The sequence below is a fragment of the Paradevosia shaoguanensis genome (assembly GCF_016801025.1).
Lineage (GTDB): Bacteria > Pseudomonadota > Alphaproteobacteria > Rhizobiales > Devosiaceae > Paradevosia > Paradevosia shaoguanensis.
Genome location: NZ_CP068983.1, coordinates 1630850 through 1653227 on the forward strand (window position 1 = coordinate 1630850; position 22378 = coordinate 1653227).

10 protein-coding genes, 1 tRNA gene and 1 pseudogene are annotated in these 22378 nt (G+C 58.1%); 7 read left to right on the forward strand and 5 right to left on the reverse strand.

Features of this window, described 5'->3' with window-relative positions:
- The 6 genes from brxC to JNE37_RS07705 all read left to right on the forward strand — a co-directional run bounded on the left by brxC (nucleotide 1) and on the right by JNE37_RS07705 (nucleotide 15430).
- Nucleotides 1–3540, forward strand: a complete 3540-nt coding sequence (gene brxC / locus JNE37_RS07680) for a BREX system P-loop protein BrxC (RefSeq protein ID WP_203065852.1) — start codon at nucleotides 1–3, stop codon at nucleotides 3538–3540.
- On the forward strand, nucleotides 3540–7043 hold the full coding sequence (gene pglX, locus JNE37_RS07685; protein WP_203065853.1) for a BREX-1 system adenine-specific DNA-methyltransferase PglX: 3504 nt from the start codon (nucleotides 3540–3542) through the stop codon (nucleotides 7041–7043). Before brxC ends, pglX begins: the two co-directional genes overlap by 1 nt.
- A complete protein-coding gene (gene pglZ, locus JNE37_RS07690) occupies nucleotides 7036–9543 on the forward strand; it encodes a BREX-1 system phosphatase PglZ type A (RefSeq protein WP_203065854.1) in 2508 nt (835 codons plus the stop codon). The genes pglX and pglZ overlap by 8 nt, the downstream gene beginning before the upstream one ends.
- A 7-nt stretch (nucleotides 9544–9550) precedes the next feature.
- Nucleotides 9551–11632: a BREX system Lon protease-like protein BrxL gene (gene brxL / locus JNE37_RS07695; protein ID WP_203065855.1), complete on the forward strand. Its 2082-nt coding sequence runs from the start codon at nucleotides 9551–9553 to the stop codon at nucleotides 11630–11632.
- A gap of 191 nt (nucleotides 11633–11823) precedes the next feature.
- Nucleotides 11824–13626, forward strand: a complete 1803-nt coding sequence (locus tag JNE37_RS07700) for an ATP-dependent nuclease (protein WP_246513576.1) — start codon at nucleotides 11824–11826, stop codon at nucleotides 13624–13626.
- Nucleotides 13613–15430, forward strand: coding sequence for a UvrD-helicase domain-containing protein (locus JNE37_RS07705; RefSeq protein WP_246513578.1), 1818 nt, complete (start codon nucleotides 13613–13615; stop codon nucleotides 15428–15430). Before JNE37_RS07700 ends, JNE37_RS07705 begins: the two co-directional genes overlap by 14 nt.
- Nucleotides 15431–15472: 42 nt before the next feature.
- Here JNE37_RS07705 and JNE37_RS07710 read toward each other — a convergent pair whose 3' ends face one another.
- The 3 genes and pseudogenes from JNE37_RS07710 to JNE37_RS07720 form a co-directional block, all read right to left on the reverse strand.
- Nucleotides 15473–16081 (reverse strand): carboxymuconolactone decarboxylase family protein, encoded by a 609-nt coding sequence (locus JNE37_RS07710; protein ID WP_203065857.1) that lies wholly within the window; start codon nucleotides 16079–16081, stop codon nucleotides 15473–15475.
- Nucleotides 16082–16339: 258 nt separating this feature from the next.
- Nucleotides 16340–17692: pseudogene (locus JNE37_RS07715) on the reverse strand (IS1380-like element IS1247 family transposase).
- A 189-nt stretch (nucleotides 17693–17881) separates the two neighbouring features.
- The gene (locus tag JNE37_RS07720; protein WP_203065858.1) at nucleotides 17882–19198 is read right to left on the reverse strand and encodes a tyrosine-type recombinase/integrase; all 1317 of its coding nucleotides are present in this window, start codon (nucleotides 19196–19198) and stop codon (nucleotides 17882–17884) included.
- A gap of 131 nt (nucleotides 19199–19329) precedes the next feature.
- On the opposite strand from JNE37_RS07720, the gene JNE37_RS07725 reads away from it, so the two are divergent.
- Nucleotides 19330–19423: transfer RNA gene (locus JNE37_RS07725), tRNA-OTHER, on the forward strand.
- Nucleotides 19424–19477: 54 nt separating this feature from the next.
- Here the strand turns inward: JNE37_RS07725 and JNE37_RS07730 are convergent.
- Both JNE37_RS07730 and JNE37_RS07735 read right to left on the reverse strand, forming a co-directional pair.
- Nucleotides 19478–20593 (reverse strand): hypothetical protein, encoded by a 1116-nt coding sequence (locus JNE37_RS07730; protein WP_203065859.1) that lies wholly within the window; start codon nucleotides 20591–20593, stop codon nucleotides 19478–19480.
- Nucleotides 20594–20703: 110 nt separating this feature from the next.
- Nucleotides 20704–22335 (reverse strand): glycosyltransferase family protein, encoded by a 1632-nt coding sequence (locus tag JNE37_RS07735; RefSeq protein ID WP_203065860.1) that lies wholly within the window; start codon nucleotides 22333–22335, stop codon nucleotides 20704–20706.
- Nucleotides 22336–22378: the final 43 nt, after the last annotated feature.

Consider the following 22378-nt stretch of genomic DNA (forward strand, 5'->3'; position numbering starts at 1 on the left):
ATGGCTACTTTTCTGCGTGATATCTTTGCCAAGCCGGTCGACCGTTCGATCGATGGGGTGATCAAGGCTGACGACAAGGCCAGCCTCCTGACCGAGCTCGATGAATATGTCATCACCAATGAGATCGGCGCCCGGCTGGAGCAATTCCTCGACGCCTACAACAATTATGATACCGCGAACGGCGTGTGGATTTCTGGCTTCTTCGGATCAGGTAAATCTCACCTGCTGAAGATGCTCGCCCTTCTGCTGGAGAACGACGAGGTCGAGGGGCAGCGCGCCGTCGAAATCTTTGAGCGGAAGCTTGCGGGCAACCCGATGCTGGCGGGAGCTTTGCGCAAGGCAGTGTCGATTCCATCCCGGTCGGTCTTGTTCAATATAGACCAGAAGGCGGATGTGATCTCGAAGGCGGATGTCGATGCGCTTCTCGCCGTCTTCCAGAAGGTCTTTGACGAGATGTGCGGCTACTATGGCAAGCTCCCACATATCGCGCAGTTCGAGCGTGATCTGGACAGTCGAGGCAAGCTCGATGCCTTCAAGGCGGCCTTTGCGCAGTCTTCCGGAAAGCCTTGGGAGCGCGGGCGCGAACAGGCTCTGATGGAAGGCAGGCACATTGCCGCCGCCTTCGCGGAGGTCACGGGCGATGAGGTCAAGGATATTCTTGGCCAGTATCGCAAGGATACCAAGGTCTCGATCGAAGATTTCGCCAATATGGTGAAGTCGTGGATCGATGCGCAGGGGCCGAAGTTCCGGCTGAATTTCTTCGTCGATGAGGTGGGGCAGTATATCGCCGACAACGTCAAGCTCATGACGAACCTGCAAACCATTGCCGAAAGCCTGAACACGAAGTGCAAGGGGCAGGCCTGGATTGTCGTCACCGCCCAGCAGGACATGGGTTCGGTCATCGGGGATCTGACGGCGCAGCAAGAAAATGACTTCTCGAAAATCCAGGCGCGCTTTGCCAACCGGATGCCGCTGAACTCTCAGGATGTGGCCGAAGTCATCCAGCGCCGTCTGCTGGCCAAGACCGAGGCTGGTCAGATCACCCTTGGCAATCTTTATGATGCTGAGGAAAACAACCTGCGCACTCTGTTCGATTTTGGAGATAATTCCTTCAAGTTCAGGAACTTCTCCGGAAAAGACCAGTTCGTCGCGAGCTACCCGTTCCCGAACTACCAGTATGACCTGTTCCAGCGCGCGATCATGGGCCTCTCGCAGCATAACGCGTTTGAGGGCAAGCACAGCTCGGTCGGCGAACGCTCTATGCTGGGGGTGTTTCAGGAGGTGGCCAAAAAGCTGGCCGACACGCCGGTTGGGGGGCTGGCGACCTTTGACCTGATGTTTGAGGGGATTCGCACCGCCCTGAAATCATCGGTTCAGCAGTCAATCCAACTGGCTGAAAAGAACCTTGGCGATGATTTTGCCGTGCGGGTGCTGAAGGTGTTGTTCCTTGTCAAATACGTCAAGGAATTCAAACCGACTGCCCGCAACATATCGATCCTCCTGTTGTCCCGGTTCGAGGCGGACCAGACCGAGCAGCGCCGCAATATCGAGGAGGCTTTGTCGCTTCTGGAGCGTCAGACGCTGATCCAGCGCAACGGTGAGGTCTATGAATTCCTCACCAATGAGGAAAAGGACGTCGAGGCCGAGATCAAGGCAATCGCCGTCGATCCCGCCGAGATAGAACGGCAGCTCGATGAACTGGCGTTCGGCGCGATCCTCCGTCACGGCAAGATCAAGCATGCCGGCACGGGCGTCGATTACGCTTTCACCCGCAAGCTTGACGGCCACAGCCTGAACCGGGAACATGAGCTTTCCGTCAATATCATCTCGCCGTTCAGCGACGATTCCGACGCACCGGATGTGGTTCGTTCGAACAGCATGGCAAGCGATGAGATGATTGTCCTACTCGGGCGTGATGTGCGTTTTACGCGCGATCTCGTCCTCTGGCTCCAGACCGTAAAATTTGCGCGTCAGGTCACCAGCGGCGACGCCCAACCCGGTCGTGATCGTATCATTGCGGAAAAGCGTGACCAGAATACGCGCCGCGAAAAGGAACTGGTGCAGCGGCTGCGCGGCCTGATCGCGGATGCTCGACTCTTCGTGCGCGGTGCCGAGCTGGAGATCGGCGGCGAAGATCCACAGGATCGGCTGGTCAAAGGTTTCCAGGTCTTGGTGGACAAGGTCTATACCAGCCTGCCTGTCCTGCGCGGCGCCACTTACACCGAAGCAGATCTTGGGCGAGCCGGACGCGTCGATGGCGGGCTTTTCGGCGGCGAAGGCAGCGGTCTGACCGAAGCCGAGCAGGACGTGCTGAATCATGCTCAGGCTCAGATGCGCCTTGGGACGCGGGTCTCGGTCAAAGCTTTGGTCGAGAAGTTCGGAGCAAAACCTTATGGCTGGCCCGCCATCGCGGTTCTCTGCCTGACCGCGAGCCTTGTCGCGCGCGGCAAGCTTGAGGCTCGGGCCGACAGTGCTTTGCTGGAAGGGGATGCGCTGGTGCAGGGGCTGCGCAACAGTCATGCCCTTGGCAATATTCTGCTTTCCCCGCAGATCGAGTTCACTGCTGCCCAGATCCGCAAATCCCGCGAACTGTTTCAGGAACTGTTCGATCTTCCAGCCTCTGGCAATGACGCGCGCAGTCTGGGTGCGGAGTGGCAGACGCAACTGCGCAAGCTGCTCGGCGATGTCGAGCAGGAGAGTCGCGCCATTGCAGCCTATCCCTTTGCCGCCGCCCTCGATCCCCTGCGCACCATGCTGGATGGGATGCGCGACCAGTCGGCGACCTGGTTCATCACCGGCCCGATCGGGCAGGAAGACCAGCTTCTTGATGCAAAAGAGGATGTCTTCGACAAAGTCCGCAGCTTCATGCGCGGGCCGCAAAAAGCCATCTACGATGAAGTGCGCTCTTTCCTGACCAAGCAGGATCAGAACCTTGGCTATTCCGAAGGTGCTGCCGCCGACAAACTGCGTCAGGTTCTTGAGGATCCGCAGTGCTACAAGGGCACCGCAATTCAGGAACTGAAAGCGGATTTTTACGCCCTGAAGGAGCGTATCGAGCAAACCGTTCTGGCTGAGCGCAACGCTGTCATCATAGCGATTGATGAGGTTGCCGGAAAAGTCGCCCAGACTTCGGAGTTTGGCGCACTGCCGCCCGAGCAGCAGGCGCGCATCCGCGAAGGGCTTACTGCGCGGAAATCAGACCTTGCCGCACAGAGCCTGATCCCGGCGTTGCGCAATCTGGCGACCGAGGTGCGCTCCAATCTTCTGGCTGACACGCTGACCCGCATTGCGGAGCTGACGCCAGCACCAGCGCAAACACCGGCACCGCAGCCTCAGCCCGCTGGCGGCGTGGCCGAACCTCAGCCAGCGCCATATGTGCCGCCAGCACCGGTGAAACCCCAATATATCAAGGCGCAGTCGATCACCGTCCCCTTCGCGAAAACCTATCTCGAAGATGAGGACGATGTGACCCACTACCTCGATGAGATGAAAAAGACCCTGCTGGCCGAGATCGGCGCGGGCAAGAAAGTGATTGTCTGATGGATACCAACGCCCTGAAGAAATTTGCGCAAAGCGCGCGCAACCTGCTGATCGATCAGGTCACAGCCCGCTTGGACATGGTGCTGGCCGAGGGCGCGCCGGCCCGCCGCGAACATCCCAAGGCAATTGCAAAGCTGGAAGCGGCTGCCAACAGTAACCGCGCCCAGGTGATCGAGCATGCGGCCTATACCTGGTTCAACCGCTTCACCGCACTGCGCTTCGTGGATGTGACGGGGTTGACCAACCCGCGTGTGGTCTCGCCCGCCGACGGCGCCACCCGGCCCGAGATTCTTGCCGAGGCGATGGCAGGAAACCTGCCAGATCGCGCACGGCCAGAAATCGCCGAATATCTGAACGGCACGCGCCCAGCCCATGACGGTCAGGCGGAGGCCTATCGCCTGCTGCTGATCCATGCCTGCAACGAATGGCATGGCGCCATGCCCTATATGTTTGAGCGCGCCGATATGCTCGACCGGGCCGAGGATTATACCGAGCTGCTGATACCCGACGATCTTCTGTCGCCGGACAGCATCCTCGCCCGCTTGCGCGAGGTGATGACGGAAGATGCCTGCCAGGATGTCGAGATCATCGGCTGGCTTTACCAATTCTATATCAGCGAAAAGAAGGATCAGGTCTTTGCTGGCCTGAAGAAGAACCAGAAGATCACGGCGGAAAATATCCCCGCTGCGACGCAGCTGTTCACCCCGCACTGGATCGTTCGCTATCTGGTGGAGAATTCGCTGGGGCGGCTGTGGCTGCTGAACCGTCCGCAATCGAAGCTGGTGGCGAAGATGGACTATTACATCGCGCCGGAAGAGCCGGAGACGGATTTTCTGCGCATCAGCCGGCCCGAGGATATCCGCATCTGCGATCCGGCCTGCGGCTCGGGCCATATGCTGACCTACGCCTTTGACCTGCTCTATGAAATCTATGCCGAGGAAGGCCATGACGCGGCCGAGATCCCCGGCCTGATCCTGAAGCACAACCTGACCGGCATCGAGATTGACGACCGTGCCGGCGCGCTGGCAGCCTTCGCGCTGTCGATGAAGGCGGCAGCAAAACTGGGTCGGCGGCGCTTCCTACGGATGGAGGCGAAGCCCGACATCGTCGTGTTGCAGGATGTGCGCTTCACATCTGCCGAGATGCAGGACGTGGCCGCCGTGGTGGGCAAGGATCTGTTCACCGATGAACTGCGCGAGACGCTGGGGCAGTTCGAGCAGGCGAAGAACTTCGGCTCGCTGATCGTGCCGAAGCTGCGCGATCCGGACGAGACGTTGAGGGTAGTCGAGGCGCGGGATTTCGGCGGCGACCTGCTGCTGAAAGAGGTGCAGGAGCGCGTCGTCGCCGTGCTGCGCATGGCCGAGGCGCTGTCGCCGAAGTATCACGTGGTGGTGGCCAACCCGCCGTATATGGGCGTGAAAGGAATGACTGCAACCACAGCCAACTGGCTGAAAGATAACTACCCTGATGGGAAAACGGATCTTTTCGCAGCTTTCATTGAAAGAGGATTGGCGCTCATTTGTCAGTCTGGTTTCTCATCCATGGTGACCATGGAAAGCTGGATGTTTCTTTTCTCATATGAGGCAATACGCTCGAAGATACTAAGCTATGCCGCTATCCATTCGATGGTTCATATGCCGTACCTTGGGAAAGGCGGCACGAGCATGGGCATTAACTTTGGGACCGCAGCCTTCGTACTCGAAAAAAACACACGACCGGATCTTGCAGGCGAATACGTCTGTGTGAGGTACTATGAAACGGACGCGGATGGAGTGCCGCGAACTTTTCCAGTCGAAAACGAGCGACGATCGAGCGTCCTAGCTTCAGAATTTACGAAGATCCCTGGTAACCCAATCGCATATTGGGTGAACTTAGATGAGCGCAACAAATATGCCAGCGGGGAATTGGTCTCAAGCGTCGCGGAACCTCGCAAAGGGATCGATACGGGCGACAACAATCTATTTTTGAGATCTTGGTACGAAACGTCGGCAATCTCATTCTCCGAGCTCGCTAATTCCTTGGATGTCAGATGGTTCCCGTACAATAAGGGGGGGGATTTTCGGCGTTGGTATGGCAACCGGGAGTTCGTGGTAAACTGGCAGTATGATGGAGCAGCGATCAAATCTCGCTTGGACTGGAAGTCGAAGAAGCCAACTATCCGAAATAAAGAATACTTCTTCCGTGAGGGCTTCACTTGGACAACTGTGTCATCGGGCGGCTTTTCAGCTCGCTGGACGCCAGAGGGCGCAATGTTCGACAATGGAGGCTGCACACTATTCTCATCAGATCATCTGATGCCAGTGGGAGCGTTTCTTAACAGCGCGGTCATGAAGCGTTATCTTGCATTTCTGTCGCCTACATTAAACTTCCAGCCCGGCGACATTGGAAAAGCACTTTTCTTGAAAAAGTGCCTGTCGCAGCCTTTGGTTGCGGGCGATCTAATCGCATTGTCTCGCGCAGACTGGGATGCTTTCGAAACCTCTTGGGATTTCATCACGCTCCCGCTGCTCTTGCCCGATCACCGGGACGAAACGCTGGCGAATACCTATGCCAACCTCCGCGCTCATTGGCAGGGTAGGACGGACGAGATGCAGCGGCTGGAGGAAGAGAACAACCGCATATTCATCGACGCCTATGGCCTTGCCGGCGAACTCACGCCCGAAGTGCCGATCGAGGAAATCACTCTCACCTGTAACCCGGCCTATCGCTATGGCGTGAAGGGGTCGGAAGAAGACCGCGAGGCGCGACTGCGCGAGGATACGGTGGCCGAATTCCTCCATTATGCCGTAGGCTGCATGTTCGGGCGCTACAGCCTCGATGCACCCGGCCTGATCCTCGCCAATCAGGGGGAAGGGATCGAGGAGTATCTGGCCGCCCTGCAAAAACAAGGCGTGCCCGAGCCCAGCTTCGCTCCCGACCGCGACAATGTCATCCCGGTGCTTGATGCCGACTGGTTCGCCGATGACATCGTCACCCGCGCCCGTGATTTCCTGCGCGTCACCTTTGGCGAGGCGAAGTTCCGCGAAAACCTCGCCTTCATCGAGAAGGCCCTCGGCAAGGATCTGCGCCGCTGGTTCACGAAGGATTTCTTCGACTATCATGTGCGCCGCTATAAAAAGCGCCCGGTCTACTGGATGTTCTCCAGCCCCAAGGGCAGCTTCAATGCGCTGATCTATATGCACCGCTACCGGCCCGACACGGTCTCGGTCGTGCTGAACCAGTATGTGCGCGAATTCATTCACAAGCTGGAGGTGGAGCGCGCCCGGCTGGAAAAGCTGGCCGACGATCCTGCCGCTACGCCCGCCCAGCAAACAAAGGCGCAAAAGGAAATAGCCACGGTCATCAAGCAGATCGCCGAGCTGACCGAGTGGGAACGCGAAGTCGTCTACCCGATGGCACAGCAGAAAATCGCCATCGATCTGGATGACGGGGTGAAGCGCAACTATCCGCTGTTCGCCGGTGCGCTGAAGCCGATCAAGGGGCTGGAGGCTGCGGATGACTGACCGCATCACCGCCGGCCTGATGCGGCTCTATGAGGATCAGGGCCATCGCATCGTCTTCTGGTATGACGCCGCCCGCGATCTGCGCGCAGCGTTCGATGCGGTGGACCTGCCCGGCGTCAACAAACTGGAGATCGCCAACAACGAATTCGGCCTGAAATACCGCATGCTGCGGCAAGAGCCGATAGCGCGATTCCTGCTCTACAAGGACGGCCCCGAGCCGCCGATGCCTGAGAACTGGCTGCTGGATGTGCAACTGGCCAGCGCCGTGTTCCGCACCGATCAGGCGGCGATCTGGGTGGCTGATCTCGGCATTCCGGCGAAGTATGAAGCCGCCGTGCGCGATCACGCTGAATTCTACCGCTCAGGCAAGCGGCTGGAAGCGCTGCGCGCGATCGAGCGCGAGCGGCCCTCGCAAAGCGCCAACGATGTCCGCCGCAAGATGCTGGCGGTCTGCGCTGGTGCGGATGGTGATCTTGATACGGTGATCGAGGCGTTGCTGGCCGAGCTGGCTGAAGGCCGTGATGACGCGCTGAAGCTGGTGGATCGGGTCGGGCTGGCAGACTTCTTCTGGAAAGAAGTGGCCGCGCGTTATGGCTATGCGGCGGATGCGCCGGATTTTCAGGATTTCGCCATCACGCTGTTTTCCAGCGCCTGGGCGCGGGCGATGGGAGAAGCTGCGCCCCTGAACACGGATGCCGCGTTGATGTTCCGCCGCTGGAGCGCCTCGCGCCGGTGGGGTGAGGCGTTCGAGAAGCTGTCGGGCGATTATCAGGACGTGCTGAAGATCAGGGACGATCTGGCCTCCCGCGATTTTCGCACCCTCATCCCGCATGATCACTTCGAGGAAGTGGACCGGAGGATCGTTGTCGCCATCATTGAGGGGCTGGCCCGGCAGAGCCTGCCCGCGACAGATGTGCTGAAGTGGGTGCGCGATCGCCGCCAGAGCCATTGGTATAGCCGTTACGCGGATGTCTATCAGGCCATTGGTTATGCGACCGAGTTTCAGCAGGCGCTGGCCGAGGCTGATCTGACGATGACCAGCCTGTCCGATGGTGTGAAGCGATACTCCGCAAGCTGGTTCCGACTGGACCAGCTTTATCGCAAGTTCATCTATCATATGCAGAAGAGTGGACAGTCGGGGCTGCTGTCCACGCTCTATGAGGCGGTTGAGAACCGCTACACCACGAACTTCGTGCTGAAGCTGAACGATGCCTGGCAGGATCAGGTGGCCCGCCTGACGGACTGGGCTGTCCCGGGCTTTCCCCGTCAAGTGGATTTCTATCGGGCGCAGGCTGCTGAGTACCGGCGCAAGGATCAGAAAGTCGTCGTCGTCATCTCGGATGCGCTGCGCTATGAGGTGGCCGAAGAGGCGCTGCGCGAGATCCGCAAGCTCAATCGGTTCGATGCTGAACTGAAGCCGATGATCGGGGTTTTGCCGAGCTATACCCAGCTTGGCATGGCGGCGCTGTTGCCGCATCGACAACTGGCGATCCGCGACGACAATGATCTGGTGCTGCTGGACGGTGAAAGCACCATGGGGGCCGCCGCTCGTGAAAAGGCGCTTGCTGCGGGCCGGGCTGGAGACCGGGTAAAGATTCTCGCGGCTAAGGATTTCATGAATCTGGGATCATCGGAGGGCAAAGACCTCTTCCGGGATCATGATGTCCTCTATCTGTATCACAACCAGATCGATGCGATTGGCGACAAGCTCGCCACTGAGGAAAATGTCCCCGCCGCGGCAGAGGCTGCCATCGAGGATCTGGTGAAGCTGGTGCGGAAGCTGACCTCGGCCAATTTCTCGAACATCCTGATCACCGCCGATCACGGCTTCCTGTGGCAGCACAAGGCACTGGAAGAGAGCGGCTTCGCGCTGAGCGAGCCGGAAGGCGAGATCGTTACACGAAACCGGCGCTTCGTGATCGGCCGGGGCCTTAACAGCAGTGGCGGCATGAAGAAGTTCTCTGCTGCACAGCTTGGGCTGGAAGGTGAGCAGGACATTCTGATCCCGAACTCGATCAACCGCCTGCGGGTCAAAGGATCAGGCAGTCGCTTTGTCCATGGCGGGGCGAGCCTGCAGGAGATCGTCCTGCCGGTCCTGCGTGTCGGCAAGCAGCGCAAGGAGGATGTCGGACAGGTTTCGGTGCAGATCATTCCGCCACCCCGTGCCCAGATCACCACGGGCCAGATCCAGATCACTTTCTATCAGGCGGAGCCAGTTACCGAGAAGCAGCAGCCCCGGCAGGTGCATGCAGCCATCTTTGCGGACGATGGAAGGCTCATCTCTGACGAAGCCGAGCTGGAATTCGATTTCGCGTCCGAGAACCCGCGCGAGCGTGAGCTATCGCGGGGCTTCCTGCTGTCCAAGGCGGCAGACGCCTATAACAATCAGACAGTCTTCCTGAAGCTGCGAACGCGCATCGGCAAGACCAGCCATTTCGAAGATCACGCGTCGCAGCCGCTGCTGCTGAAACGCGGGATCAGCACAGATTTCGATTTCTGAGGTGCCGATGTCGACCCTTGATGACAAGATCAACGAGCATTTTGCCGGTTTCGTGGTCCGCAAGGATCTTGTGAAGGCTGTGAAGGGGAACGCTATTGTTCCCACTTATGTGCTCGAATACCTGCTCGGCCAATATTGCGCGACCGATGATGAGGCCTCGATCGCAACAGGCATCGAGACGGTCAAAGACATCCTTCGCAAACATTACGTTCATCGTTCTGAAGCGGGGCTGGTCCAATCGACGATCAAAGAGCGTGGCCGGTACAAGGTCATCGATCAGGTCAGTGTGGCGCTGAACGAAAAAACCGATGCCTATGAGGCGGTGTTTGAAAATCTTGGAATCAAGCGAGTTGCTATCGACAGCGCTACGGTCAAGGCGCACCCGAAACTGCTGGTAACGGGTATCTGGTGTATCGCCGATGTGCAGTACGAATTCTCGGAAGACAGCCGGATTTCCCCCTGGATCATCGACACGCTGAAACCAATCCAGATCGCCCGCGTCGACTATGACGGCTATCGCGAAACGCGGGACAAGTTCACTACGGAGGAATGGATCGATCTGCTGATGCAGAGCATCGGCTTTGATCCTTCCCTCTTCGGGCGCCGGTCAAAGCTTTTGCAGCTGTTGCGCCTGGTGCCATTTGTTGAGCGCAACTACAACCTCATCGAGCTTGGTCCCAAGGGGACGGGAAAATCTCATATCTATTCCGAGTTTTCACCACATGGTCAGCTGATCTCGGGCGGTGAAATCACGGTTCCCAAGCTTTTCGTGAACAATTCCAATGGCCGGATCGGATTGGTCGGGTTTTGGGATGTCGTGGCCTTTGACGAATTTGCCGGCCGCGAGAAGACGGCCAACAAGGCGCTTGTTGATATCATGAAGAACTACATGGCGAACAAGCAGTTCTCTCGTGGTGTAAATCCGATGGGCGCCGAGGCCAGCTTCGCTTTTGTCGGCAACACGGACCATAATGTGCCTTGGATGCTGAAAAATACGGACCTGTTCGAGGCTCTGCCGCCGCAGTTCCACGACAGCGCCTTTATTGATCGATTGCATGCCTATCTGCCCGGATGGGAGGTCGACATCATCCGGGGTGAGATGTTCACATCTGGCTATGGGTTCATTGTCGACTATCTCGCCGAAATCCTGCGCCATCTGCGCGCGGAGGACTTCTCGCACCGGCCAGATCGCTATTTCACCATTCCGGTTCAGACCCATATCCGGGACCGCGCCGCGATCAACAAGACCATGTCAGGCCTGCTGAAGCTGATCTTCCCGAATGGAGGCGAGACAGAAGCTGAAGTTGAAGAGCTGCTGCGGTTTGCGATTGAATGCCGCAAGCGGGTGAAGGACCAGCTCCTGCGGATCGACAGCACCTTTGAGGCAGCAGATTTCCATTACATTGCCTCTGATGGCGCAAAGCGCGCCGTCACCACGCTGGAGGAAGAGGAGTTTCCCCAGTTCTACCACCGTCGATCAACTGGCGATGGGAATGACAGCGGGGGGCAATCTGCGATCACGCCGGTTCCCGCGCAGCAGTCCTCAGCGTCGGCCACTTCTGAAGCGCCTGCTGTTGCCGTTGTCTCTGCGTCTGCTCCGAAGCCTGGACATCTCGTTTTCACGGAAAACCGCAAGGGCATCAGTTTCGACAAGATCTTTGGTCCGTGGACGGACGGTGCGACCAGAATCATCATCACTGACCCCTATATCCGGAAGTATCATCAGGCGCGCAACGTGATGGAACTGATCGAGATGCTCATCCGGCGCAAACAGCCCGAGGATCAGGTCGCAGTGCATCTCGTCACCGCCCCTGACGATGGGAACATTCAGGAGCAGCGGGAATGCCTGGACGGGATCGCAGAGGCCTGCACAGGAACAGGCGTTGATTTCACCTGGGCGTTTGATGGGAGCGGAACGCTCCATGCCCGCGACGTCACGACAGACACCGGATGGAAGATGGTTCTGGATCGTGGGCTGGATATTTTTCAGCCGACCCCCCGGAAAATGAACGGCTTTTCACTGGGGGAGCGAATGCAAGAGCATCGAATGGTCAAGGGTTTCTACGTGACCTATGTCGAGAACGAATAAACTGTAGTTTACAAGCATCGCTGACGTCGCGTCTTTGCCCAACTATGATCGGTAAATTTGCGTGAACGGTCGCAGCTCGGGATAGAAGTGAGGTTTAGCATAGGGTTTCGAGGTGAGCCCATGCAAAGGGGGTAGATGTGAGGGCTTGTCGGATAACGATAAATAACTTCAGGGGCATTAAGTCCGCGACTTTGCTCCTGCCGCAGCACGGTGTGCTTATCGGCGACAATAACACGGGCAAGACGACTATACTCGAAGCGCTTGATCTGGTCCTTGGCCCTGACCGGCTCAATCGTCAGCCGCCTATCGACGAACATGATTTCTTCCGGGGGGAGTATCTTCTCGCGCCTGCTGCGCCAGCGGCCGAGGCGGCTGGTGACGGCGGCGATGGAGAGCTTCCAGCGCCGGATACCGACGCCGAACCACCGAGGATCGAGATCGAGATCGAGGTGACGGTTGCCGACCTCACCGACGAGCAAAAGGGGAAATTCGGGGACTACACCGAATTTTGGGACGGGGCGACCGACACCTTCTACGACGAGCCGAATCCGGCCGGTGTGGATGCCGCCACCGTCACCGAAGCGCTGCGTGTCACGTTCCTCGGCTGGTACGATGCCGAGGAGGACGATTTCGAGGGGAAGACCTATTTCACCCGCAGCCTAACCGAGAGCGACCGGCCCGAGCCGTTCTCCAGGAAACATAAGCAGGTGTGCGGCTTCCTCTACCTACGTTCCCTTCGCACAGGTTCACGCGCTCTGAGCCTGGAGCGGGGCAGTCTGCTCGACATCATCCTGCGCCTCAAAGAAGTCAGACCACAGATGTGGGAGGCCACCCTCAGCACTTTGACCGGCATCTCGGTCGCGAGTGATCCGAAGCTCGGCATTTCTCCCGTGCTGGAGAGCATCAACGCGGCGTTGAAGAAGTACGTGCCGAAAGAGTGGGGCGTGGAGCCCCATCTTAAGGTCTCCAATCTGACCCGCGAGCATTTGCGCAAGGTGATCACGGCCTTCATCGCTACGGGTGACGGGGATCATGCGGCGCCGTTCTATCGGCAGGGCACGGGCACTATCAACATGCTCGTCCTAGCAATGCTTTCCCAGATTGCTCATGACAAACAAAATGTCATCTTCGCCATGGAGGAGCCGGAGACTGCAATCCCGCCCTACGCGCAGAAACGTATCGTTCACGAGGTGCGGAAGCTCGCGTCACAGACGCTCTTCACGTCCCACTCCCCCTATGTTTTGGAGGAGTTTGCGGTCGAAGAGACTGTGGTGCTCGGGCGCGATGGAGAAGGGGTCCTGGGCCAAAAGGCCATCACCCTCCCGGATAATGTGAAGCTGAAACGCTATCGGCAGCAGTTTCGTACGCGCTTCTGCGAAGGGTTGCTTGCTCGCCGTGTTCTTGTGGCGGAAGGCGCCACGGAAACATCGGCCTTTCCCGTCGCGTGCCGCCGCCTGGCGGAGCTCAAACCCGATTCCTACGCATCCCTTGAGGCTCTCGGCGTCTGCATTGTCGATGCCGGCGGTGAAACCGACATCCCGGGCATGGCCAAGCTCTACCGAGACCTCGGAAAACGGGCTTTCGCGATCTGTGACAAGCAGGGCGATGCGAACAAGGACCTCATTGAAGCGCAGGTCGATCTGCTCTTGATGCACGAGGAAAAAGGCTTTGAGGCTATGGTGCTTCAAGGCACAACGGAGGCCGCCTTGAAGCGGTTCACCAAGTTGATCGACTGGCCACAGGACCTTGCTCAGAAGTATCCTGATCCGGAGGCCCAGGCCGCAGCCTCTTTGACGGACTATTTCGCCAAGTCGAAGGGGAACTGGGGTATTGCCGACTTTCTCGCGCAATGCAGCGAGGCCGAGATGCCCCAGTGGCTTCGGGATGCGGCAGTCAACTTGAGGGATGCCTGTCTTTCCATCCCTGCGGGCGGTGGCCAGGCTGCCGCACCCGCTGCGGTCGAGCACCCGGAAGCGGACGATGAAGCTAACTAACGGCCAGCGGGATGTCATGGAGGCGGATGGCTCTCTCCTGGTCACAGGCGGGCCCGGGTCCGGCAAGACTACAATCTCCATCCTCAAGGCGGCCCACGTCGCCGAGCGGGACCTTCGCCCCGGTCAAAAGATCCTGTTCCTCAGCTTTGCCCGCGCCACCGTTTCCCGCGTAGTTGAGGCGATCGAATACGAGCAGCAGATCCCGCCTGCCCAAAAGTGTCTTATCGACGTCGAAACCTACCATTCCTTTTTCTGGCGCATCCTGAAGGCCCACGGCTATCTCATCGGCCTGCCACGGCGGCTCTTCATTCTTACGCCGCCCGGCGAGGCAATTGCGCTCTCGGACGCCCGCTCAGGTTTTCCCGCCCGGAATCTAACGGACGCGCAGAAAGCAGCGAAAAAGGTCGCGGAAGAGGCTGAACGCGCGCGCCTTGCAACGGAAGACGGCCGCGTGTGTTTTGATCTTTATGCCCCCTATGTGGGCGACCTTCTCCATGGCAGCGCGCGTATCCGGCGCCTTATCGCCAGCATGTACCCTGTCATCATCCTCGATGAGTTTCAGGACACCAACGAGGCGCAATGGCGTGTTGTCCAGGCGCTGGGCGAAGTCTGCCGCCTGATCGCCTTGGCGGACCCGGAGCAACGAATTTACGACTGGATCGGTGCCGATCCTGCTCGACTCGACCATTTCCGGGAAGCCTTCAAGCCGACAGAAGTGGACCTGAGCACAGACAATCACCGTAGCGCCGGAACCGAGATTGCTCTGTTCGGTAATGACGTGCTCACCGGAAAATTCCGGCAGGATTCCTATAAGGGCATGGACTTCGATGTCTTCGACCCGTTTCCCAATCCAGCGATGACCAAGCTAGTAACGACGGTTTACAAGGCGCGGAAGCGTCTCGTGGATGCGGGCGTCGTCAATTGGTCACTGGCCGTTCTGGTGCCGACAAAGAAAATGACTCGCTTGGTATCCGATGCCTTCCGTCAGCCTCCTGCCGGCATGGCCGAGGTGTCCCACTCCGCGGTGATCGAACTGGAAGCCGCTATTCTCGGCGCGGAAATCATCGCCCTTCTCATGCAGCCAGCCGACGATCGCCATTTCGACCAGTTCATCGAACTGATGTGCAACTACTTCCAGGGGAAAGGCGGCGACGGGCCGACGCAGGGTGCACTTAAGGAAGCCGCAAATATCCGTAAAGCCTACGACGAGTACCTGGCCTCCCAAAAGGCAGGAAAGGCGATCCGCAAAAACAGCATCGTCGTCAACATCGTTGCCGTCTATGAGCAGGCCCGTGCCGTTGTGCTGACGGGTGAGCCCGACAAGGATTGGCGCGCTTTGCGGCGGGTTCTGGAGGATGGGAGTTGCGCACGCCTGAAGGAAATTGGGCAAGAAGTTCGCAATCTTCGTATCCTGGAGCGCGGCACCCAGCTTCGTCAGGAGTTGTCCCAGAATTGGCGCGACAACGGCGGCTATCACAATGCCCTAGCTATCACACGACAGGCTTTCATTCAGGAGCATTTTTCGACGAACGCAAAGCCCGAGTCTGGCGTCGTCGTAATGAACATGCACAAGGCGAAGGGAAAACAGTTCGATGAGGTCATCATCTTTGAACACTGGCCGATCAAACGAAAGGGACAACCGCCCTACAATGGCGACAGGATCGTGCGCTTCAACTCTAGGGAGCAGATCGACGACCAGGCACGGCAGAATTTCCGTGTCAGCGTGACCAGAGGTAAGCGTCAGACGACTGTTTTGACCCCAAAAGGCGATCCCTGCGTTCTTCTTCTGGGGAACAATAGTTAGATGGAATTGGGATAGACCAGATGTTGATCTGGTTCTTGCGGTTCATGTTTTTCCTTCGGTTACGGCTGCTGCCGCATTCTTGTCGCGTCGCTGCAACAGCCACTTTGCCGGCAGCATGAGCCAGAACGTCGCAAGGTAGAACAGCAGCTCAAACAGCGCGCTGCTACCTTCGGCCTTTTGTCCCTTCAACCTGGCGGGAAATGCATCGAACGTATTGCCCAGAAGATTGCCAAAGAAGATGACGCGGATCAGCAGCATGATGTCGCCTGCGGTCTTTTCGCCGTAGAACTCGGCAAGTCGCGCAGTCATCGCAGGGTCTGGCTTGCGGTCGGTTTCGGCGTAGTGCTGTGCGAACAGAAGCGCCGGAAGTTCGTGTTCGGTGGCGGATGCCTCGAATTGCAGGTCGAACATATTTCGGATCTCGTCGGTGCTCATGCCGCTGGTCACGGCTTGTTGGGCATGAAACCAGGTGCAGTAGGTACAGCCGTTGACTGCCGTCACCACCATCATGATCTTTCCGGTGAAGACCTTCCCGATATCCGGATTTCGCATCGCGCGGGCCACGGCCGGGACTTTCGAGATCAGAAAGCCCAAGTCGCGAAAGAGTATGCCTGGGGAGAATATCTTCTTGTCGTAGGTGGTGCTATGCATGGTGGTGCCCCTTATTTTCTTGACCGGAGGTTTCAGCCTGCATTCCCCAAGTGGCGTGTCGTTTGAGGTGAAGATCGCCTGTATCCGAGCGCTAGACAAGGATTTTCTGCCGCAAGCGGCACCTGCGGTCGCGCAGACTGCTGGATCTGGACGGATCAGACCGCGAAGCCGCTGTTTCCTTGCCCAGGGTGCGGCGTTTTTCAGCGCAGCGGACAGATCTGTCCAGCCGCTTTCGTTCAGTTTGAGCGTGGATCGCGATCATGCGCATAGCGGTGGCGCTCGCAATCGGCGGATAGCGGCGAGGATGGCGCGTACCATCGTGCCGGTGACAGCGACCTCGGCCAGCTGGAAGGTGATGGTGCGGGCGTGACGGACCACACGTGCCCCGATCTTGATCAGCTTCAGTTGCAGGCTGGTCAACGACCAGTCGGCCATGGCCTCGGCGCTCGATGCAGCGCAAGAAGGTGGCCAGGTTGTACGCCAGGGCGTGCAGTTGCAGCCGCACCTCATTGTCGCGGAACTTCCGGCACGACAGCCGCGTCCAGCGAAAGGCGTATTTGCCCTCTTTGATGTGCTGCTCGGCGGTGCCGCGCTGGTTGTAGAACCGCACCACCCAGTCCGGCTCCATCGGCAGGTTGGTGACGATGAAGCCGAAACGCGGGAACAGTTCGCCCGGATGCCATTCGATCTTGGCGATCACCCGGCGTTCCTTGTCCCAGGACGCCGCCTGATACTCGAATTCCTCGAAGAACCGCTTGACCTTGGTCAGTGACGGCCGCCCGACAGGGCGCGTTAGCCGATGCGCGATCTTGTCCTTGAGGACCGCGTTTGCGGGCAGCCGGATGGCGTAGAAGAACCGCGCTTCTTCCAATCGCTCATAGATCGCCGGGATCGCGTAGGCAGCATCGGCCCGGAAGAACCTGCCACCAAGGTCGCGCTCCGCGTAGCGCGCAATGACGGGGTCGAGAACATCACGCCAGCCATCGGCGCTGTGGACGTTGCCATGGCGCAGGGCGCAGCGTTCCAGCATCCCGAACTGGTTGAACAGAAAGTTGGGGTGATAGCAGCTACAGTCGAAATGGCCATTCCAGGCGGACCCTTCCTGGTCGCCATGGGTCGGGCTGACCGAGCGTCCATGTCCAGAACGATGTACTTCAGCCCGTTACGGTCATGGAACCGGTCGATCCATTGCCCGTTCAGGTCGGCCAGCGCGGCACGGTTCCCGGCCAGAGCCAGCGTCTCGGTCTCGAACCGTCCCATCTGCGATGCCGAGGCCGCTTGTGCATCGACCGCTCTGCCGCCGACAACTTGGCGCATGACCGGATCGCAGGCGAGACGGTTGGCGTCGTTGACATCCTCGTATCCGGCCAGCCGCCCAAAGACTGATTGCCGGAACAGGCCGTCGAGCCGATGGACCGTGTTCTTGCCAGAGCGAGTATCGCGCAGCGCCGCTGACGCCAAATCGGACAACCCGAGCGCGTCATCAAGCTCGCGCATCACCAGAAGGCCGCCGTCGGAACTGAGCTGCGTGCCGCGAAATTCCAGCCGCACGCGAGGGTCGAAATCCACCCGATCTGCCCGTTGCAAGCCCGCACCCTCTGGGTGATCCATGAAACGCGCCCCTCGCAGCCTTCAACACCATGTTTTATATAGGAAATATAATGGTCAGGACAGCGAAATCAGCGCCTTACTTGGGAAATGTGGGTGGAACTCTATCGCATACCTGAATCTGGCTGTGACAGAAGCGCAATTTATGCTCAGCCTTACATAGTGGCCCCAACCTAAGGCGGCCCAGGACAACTACTCAGTGGCGTTCTGAAGAAACTGCTCGAGAGATGCCTTTCTCGCACATCTATCAAAGGCATAAGCAGTTTGCTTGAATGCCTTGCCGTCCAGCAGGCCTTGAATATACCCGGAGACGGTGTCGGCTGCCATGACGAGCGTGTTGTCCAGCGTATGGACATATCTACTGGTCACCGAACTGTTGGCATGACCAAGGAGCGCCGCAATTGTGATCTCGCTGAGACCAAGATCATTGGCAATGCTCGCAAAACTATGCCGAAGGACATGGGCCGTGATCGTCTCAAGTGCGGTCCCGGCGAAGATCTTCTTCCACTTGTTGGGAAAGGCGCCATACGCCTTGCCGCCCCGTGATCCAGGAAACACGTAATCTCCGGCAGAAACCTCGCGCTGCTTTTCCAGGAACTCTACCACTGCAAGACCAATCGGGCGGATTGATGCACCTTCCTTTGAATCCGACAGTCGTAGGCAACTGTTCGAAAGGTCCACGTCGCTCCACCGCAGACCAATGATTTCGCTGCGCCGACAGCCGGTCAGAGCAATCTGCCGCACGATGTCGGTCATCATAGCAAGATCAGGGTCACTTGCCGCGCGCTTCAGCGCCTCACCCATATCCCGATATTCAGCGGTGCTTAGACGCCGGTTTCGAACCTGATCCTTTGGCTTCTTGATGCCATGGGCAACATTTCGATCCACAATCCCGGCGTCATTCGCATAGGTAAGAATCCCGCCTAGTAAGCCGACAGTACGGCTTGCTGCCCCTGGTCCGCCGCGAAGAATGGATTTGCCGCGAAGGTTTTTGGTCTTCCTGACCGCGCGCGTTTTCCCGATCAAGATGTCGTTCATCATCTTCGTCACGTCCGCCTTACCCAGATCGCGCACGCGCTTCTTGCCGAGGATCGGGATGATGTGGCCATTGATTCTGCCAATATCGGTGATGATTGTCGCTGGCTTCTTGGGCCGACCGCGTTTACCCTGGATGAGTCCGGCATGGAGGTCGACAATATAGCGTTCGCAAAGCTCCTTGATCGTCATGGCATTTCGGTCCTCCAGCTTTTCTTCAGCCGGGTCATCGCCTTGAGCTACGCGCCCGAGTTGTGTCTTCGCCTCGCGTCGTGCCGTCTCGGGTGTCCAGATGCCGTGAAGGCCAATGGTGAAACGCCGGGAAGATCCGTTGCTTCGATATTGGATCACATAGCTGCGCTTGCCCGACGCGAAGACTCTCAATCCAAATCCGGGCAGGTCATCGTCCCAGATGACGTAGTCGTTGGGCTTGGTTATGGCGCTCTCAACAAGCCGTTTCGATATCTTTGGCATGGAATCTATCCTTTCCAATCGGGCTCTCGCGTAAGCACCACGTAAGCACTTGGGGGAAAACCACAGCGTAGAGCCGGTTACGTTTTTCCGTCGGCATGCGCTGGAAAGTAAAGTTATTTCAGTGCTTTATCGCACTGTAGCGTAGTCCATCGCACGTTTCGGATAGACTGCTAATAATTGCTCCGAAGGCAGAGGTCATGAGTTCGAATCTCGTCGGGTGCACCATTTCCTTCCCAGCATCGCAACTATGAGACCTATTGGTCTTTTGGCCTCATCGTTCTAGAGGGATCGAGTCGCCTTGACCTTGATAGAATCGATCTGGCGCGCGGATACCGAATTCGATCGAAACGAGATCGTCGCCCGTCGCTCCGCATCGAAAGTCACGATGATTGCACGCGGGTTTTCCGCATCGGGTAGGTAGGTGACGCCAATCTTCCGCGCGCCCTCTACCGAAACGCCAATATCCAAAGGGGTCTGCAGGACGACATTCTCACCGGCGAGCAATCGATAGATGGCCTTGTATCGGCCAGGCTGAGCAACGGAAAATTGCCAGTGACTGATGGTGGGCTCATACCAATATCCGATATGATCCCCCCAGCCGCCCATCGTGTACAATAGGTCATCACTAGAACCATCACGGCGCCCGATTCTGATTGCGCCGTCCACCGCAATCGTCGGGAACATCGGCTGGATCACTTCCCCGCTTCTCGCCGTCGAAGCAGTGGGGAGACCTGCCCTTGGATAGATCAATCCGTGCTGCAAGTCGTAGTGACTTACGTCCGACACGAGCGCGAACTGCCTGTAGTTTCGCGTGCGGAATACTTCATCGGAAAACCGCGAAGCGGTTGTGACCAAGACAAAGCCGTAGGTCGGGTCGATCAACACAGAGCCATTCTGAACCGGGAACTCGGCGGATGTATGCCCCCAAAAGCCGTAGTTGGGGCCATCCACCTCAGCTATGGGGGCGCTCTCCCTGGGGGCAATCAAGTTGAAGTTGTAGCCGGCCTTTTCGCCCATCAGCAGGCGAACCATGGCTGAAGCGCTATCGCACGCGCCTGGAACGGCGCTCTCAAAAAACTCCGCATACTCTGGGGGTGACGGCGCGCGAGCAGGGCTATTGGAAAATATGTAGTGCCGGTACACTAACCGGCCCACCTTGAGTAGATTCTGCGCGGTAGCCTCGTCGGTGACCGCGAGTAGATCACGCACGTTGATGGGATCAGGGAGATCCGCACCGAATGAACGGTAGTCATCCCCTATCTCCTCGATGGAGCGGAGCGGGTCATCGGCGGCTATCGTATCGGCAATTGGGAATTGTTTAGGCGGTATTCCCGCGCGCGCACCTTGTATCGCGACGCCGGCAACGGCCGTCATCGCAACGAGCAGCAAAACCATCGCACCTAGCAAGTGCTTCATTGCAGCACTATGACGTTGAGCTACGTCAATGGCAACCTAGGTGGCGTAGGTTCATGGGCAATGCTGCCAACACGCCTCCCTGCCGTCGCTCAATCCACCGCCAACAGCGTCCACTCCCCGAAAGTGGAGGCCGCCTTGCCGACGCGCTCGGCAGCCGCCTTCATCGCTTCTGAAGCCGATGAATGCACGAGAAGATAAGCAGCAGACGTTTCGCGTGCAATGTCGCTGAGCGCACCTGCGGTAGGTGCGTCCTCCAAGGCTCGCAATGCCTCGGCGATACCGTACCATTGAGCTATGGAGTCACTGCCGGAATAAGACAGGAAGTTCATGTCCTTGTAGAGGAAAGCTGTCGGCTGGAGCGCTTCATAGCGAACCGCCAGCGCAAGCAAGCTGACATCTTCCGAGCTGGACAGATGGGGCAAGGGCAATACTCTGCTACCCGCAGGCAGGACTGCGAGATGCTGCAACAACTGCTTCTCGGCGACACTGACTACTGGTCGAGACAAGGCGTTTTGGCCGACGATCGGATTCGGATACGCAAGCCACCAAACGCAAGCGAGCAGCGACCCCAGCAGTAGCGATGCTCGCCGGATCGAGGGTAGCTCACTCCATCTCGCTAGCATCCACACCAGCAAAATCAGCAGGAGCGGAACAAAGAACCGAATATTGCGAATGAGGTCGATTTGAATTGGGTGGCTTCCACGAAGGAGAGCCACGCCCTGATCCAAAAGCGATACGCCGACAGATCCAATGGCAAGCCCGACGCCAAAGGCAAGTAACAGCAGAACCCGTTTTTCGTGAAACCTTGCCAGCAAGACAAACGGCGCGCTAAGCGCTGCGACCCAAACCAACAAGATCCAGACCGGAGCAGATAGGAACACGGTAACGACAAACTGCTCTACCGCCAGGACGGCGCTGTAATATTGCCCCCCTACATTGGCTCGAAGGGTTTCGGTCAGAACCCTAGCAACCTCTCCCGATTGGGATTGGGCGAATGTGCCGACGAATCCCAGTGCAAACGGTATCGCACACGCGACGAAGAGCAGGCCGCCGACTACGGCCCAAGCCAAATGCTCCGGCCAGCCGACCTCTACAGGCTTCGCGACGGTCATCATCGCAAGAATGCCTAGCGCTACTGATGGAGCACTGACGGGATGGATATAGATGCTAACGCCGCAAAGCAGCATAACGCCCGCAATGTGCCATGATTTTCGAATGTGCAGCGCCGCCAACATGAGGAACGGAAATATGGCGGCGAAAGCGGATCGAGTAAGCGGCGAAGACAGCATGCCCCACAACTCGCCCGCAAAAACATACACGGGCGGTACGCTAGTCACCGCCAGCACTAATGGCCAAAGCCGCCCCCCAAATAGCGTTCGGCCCAGGAGATAAAAACCAACCATCTGAACGAATAGCAGGGGTAGTCCCATCAGCATGAATGCCGTGCCGATGTCGCCGGTTACCCGTGTGAGAACCGCGACGGCCGGTATCATCAGTGTCTGATAAAAATGGAAGTTCTGCGGGTTCGAAAAAACCGGATCGTCGACAAACCGATCAGGATATAGTTGGGCCGCGACGATCGAAGCGACGTTGCCCCCATCCGCCGTCGGTACGATTTGTGGTGCGCCAGAGAGAGTGAGCGACGTCCAGATCGCAGCGATCGCCAAAAAGACGACAAATGGGAACAGTGAAACGAGATAGCGGGAAACGTTGGTCTTCATCGGCAAAGCTCTCATTCCGGCTCTTTGCCATGGGCGCGAAGCG

Coding starts and splice junctions, on each gene's coding strand:
- JNE37_RS07730 (WP_203065859.1), bottom strand. CDS start 20,593: ATGGTTTTGCTGCTCGTTGCGATGACGGCCGTTGCCGGCGTCGCGATA.
- JNE37_RS07735 (WP_203065860.1), bottom strand. CDS start 22,335: ATGAAGACCAACGTTTCCCGCTATCTCGTTTCACTGTTCCCATTTGTC.
- pglZ (WP_203065854.1), top strand. CDS start 7,036: ATGACTGACCGCATCACCGCCGGCCTGATGCGGCTCTATGAGGATCAG.
- JNE37_RS07710 (WP_203065857.1), bottom strand. CDS start 16,081: ATGCATAGCACCACCTACGACAAGAAGATATTCTCCCCAGGCATACTC.
- brxC (WP_203065852.1), top strand. CDS start 1: ATGGCTACTTTTCTGCGTGATATCTTTGCCAAGCCGGTCGACCGTTCG.
- JNE37_RS07705 (WP_246513578.1), top strand. CDS start 13,613: ATGAAGCTAACTAACGGCCAGCGGGATGTCATGGAGGCGGATGGCTCT.
- pglX (WP_203065853.1), top strand. CDS start 3,540: ATGGATACCAACGCCCTGAAGAAATTTGCGCAAAGCGCGCGCAACCTG.
- JNE37_RS07720 (WP_203065858.1), bottom strand. CDS start 19,198: ATGCCAAAGATATCGAAACGGCTTGTTGAGAGCGCCATAACCAAGCCC.
- brxL (WP_203065855.1), top strand. CDS start 9,551: ATGTCGACCCTTGATGACAAGATCAACGAGCATTTTGCCGGTTTCGTG.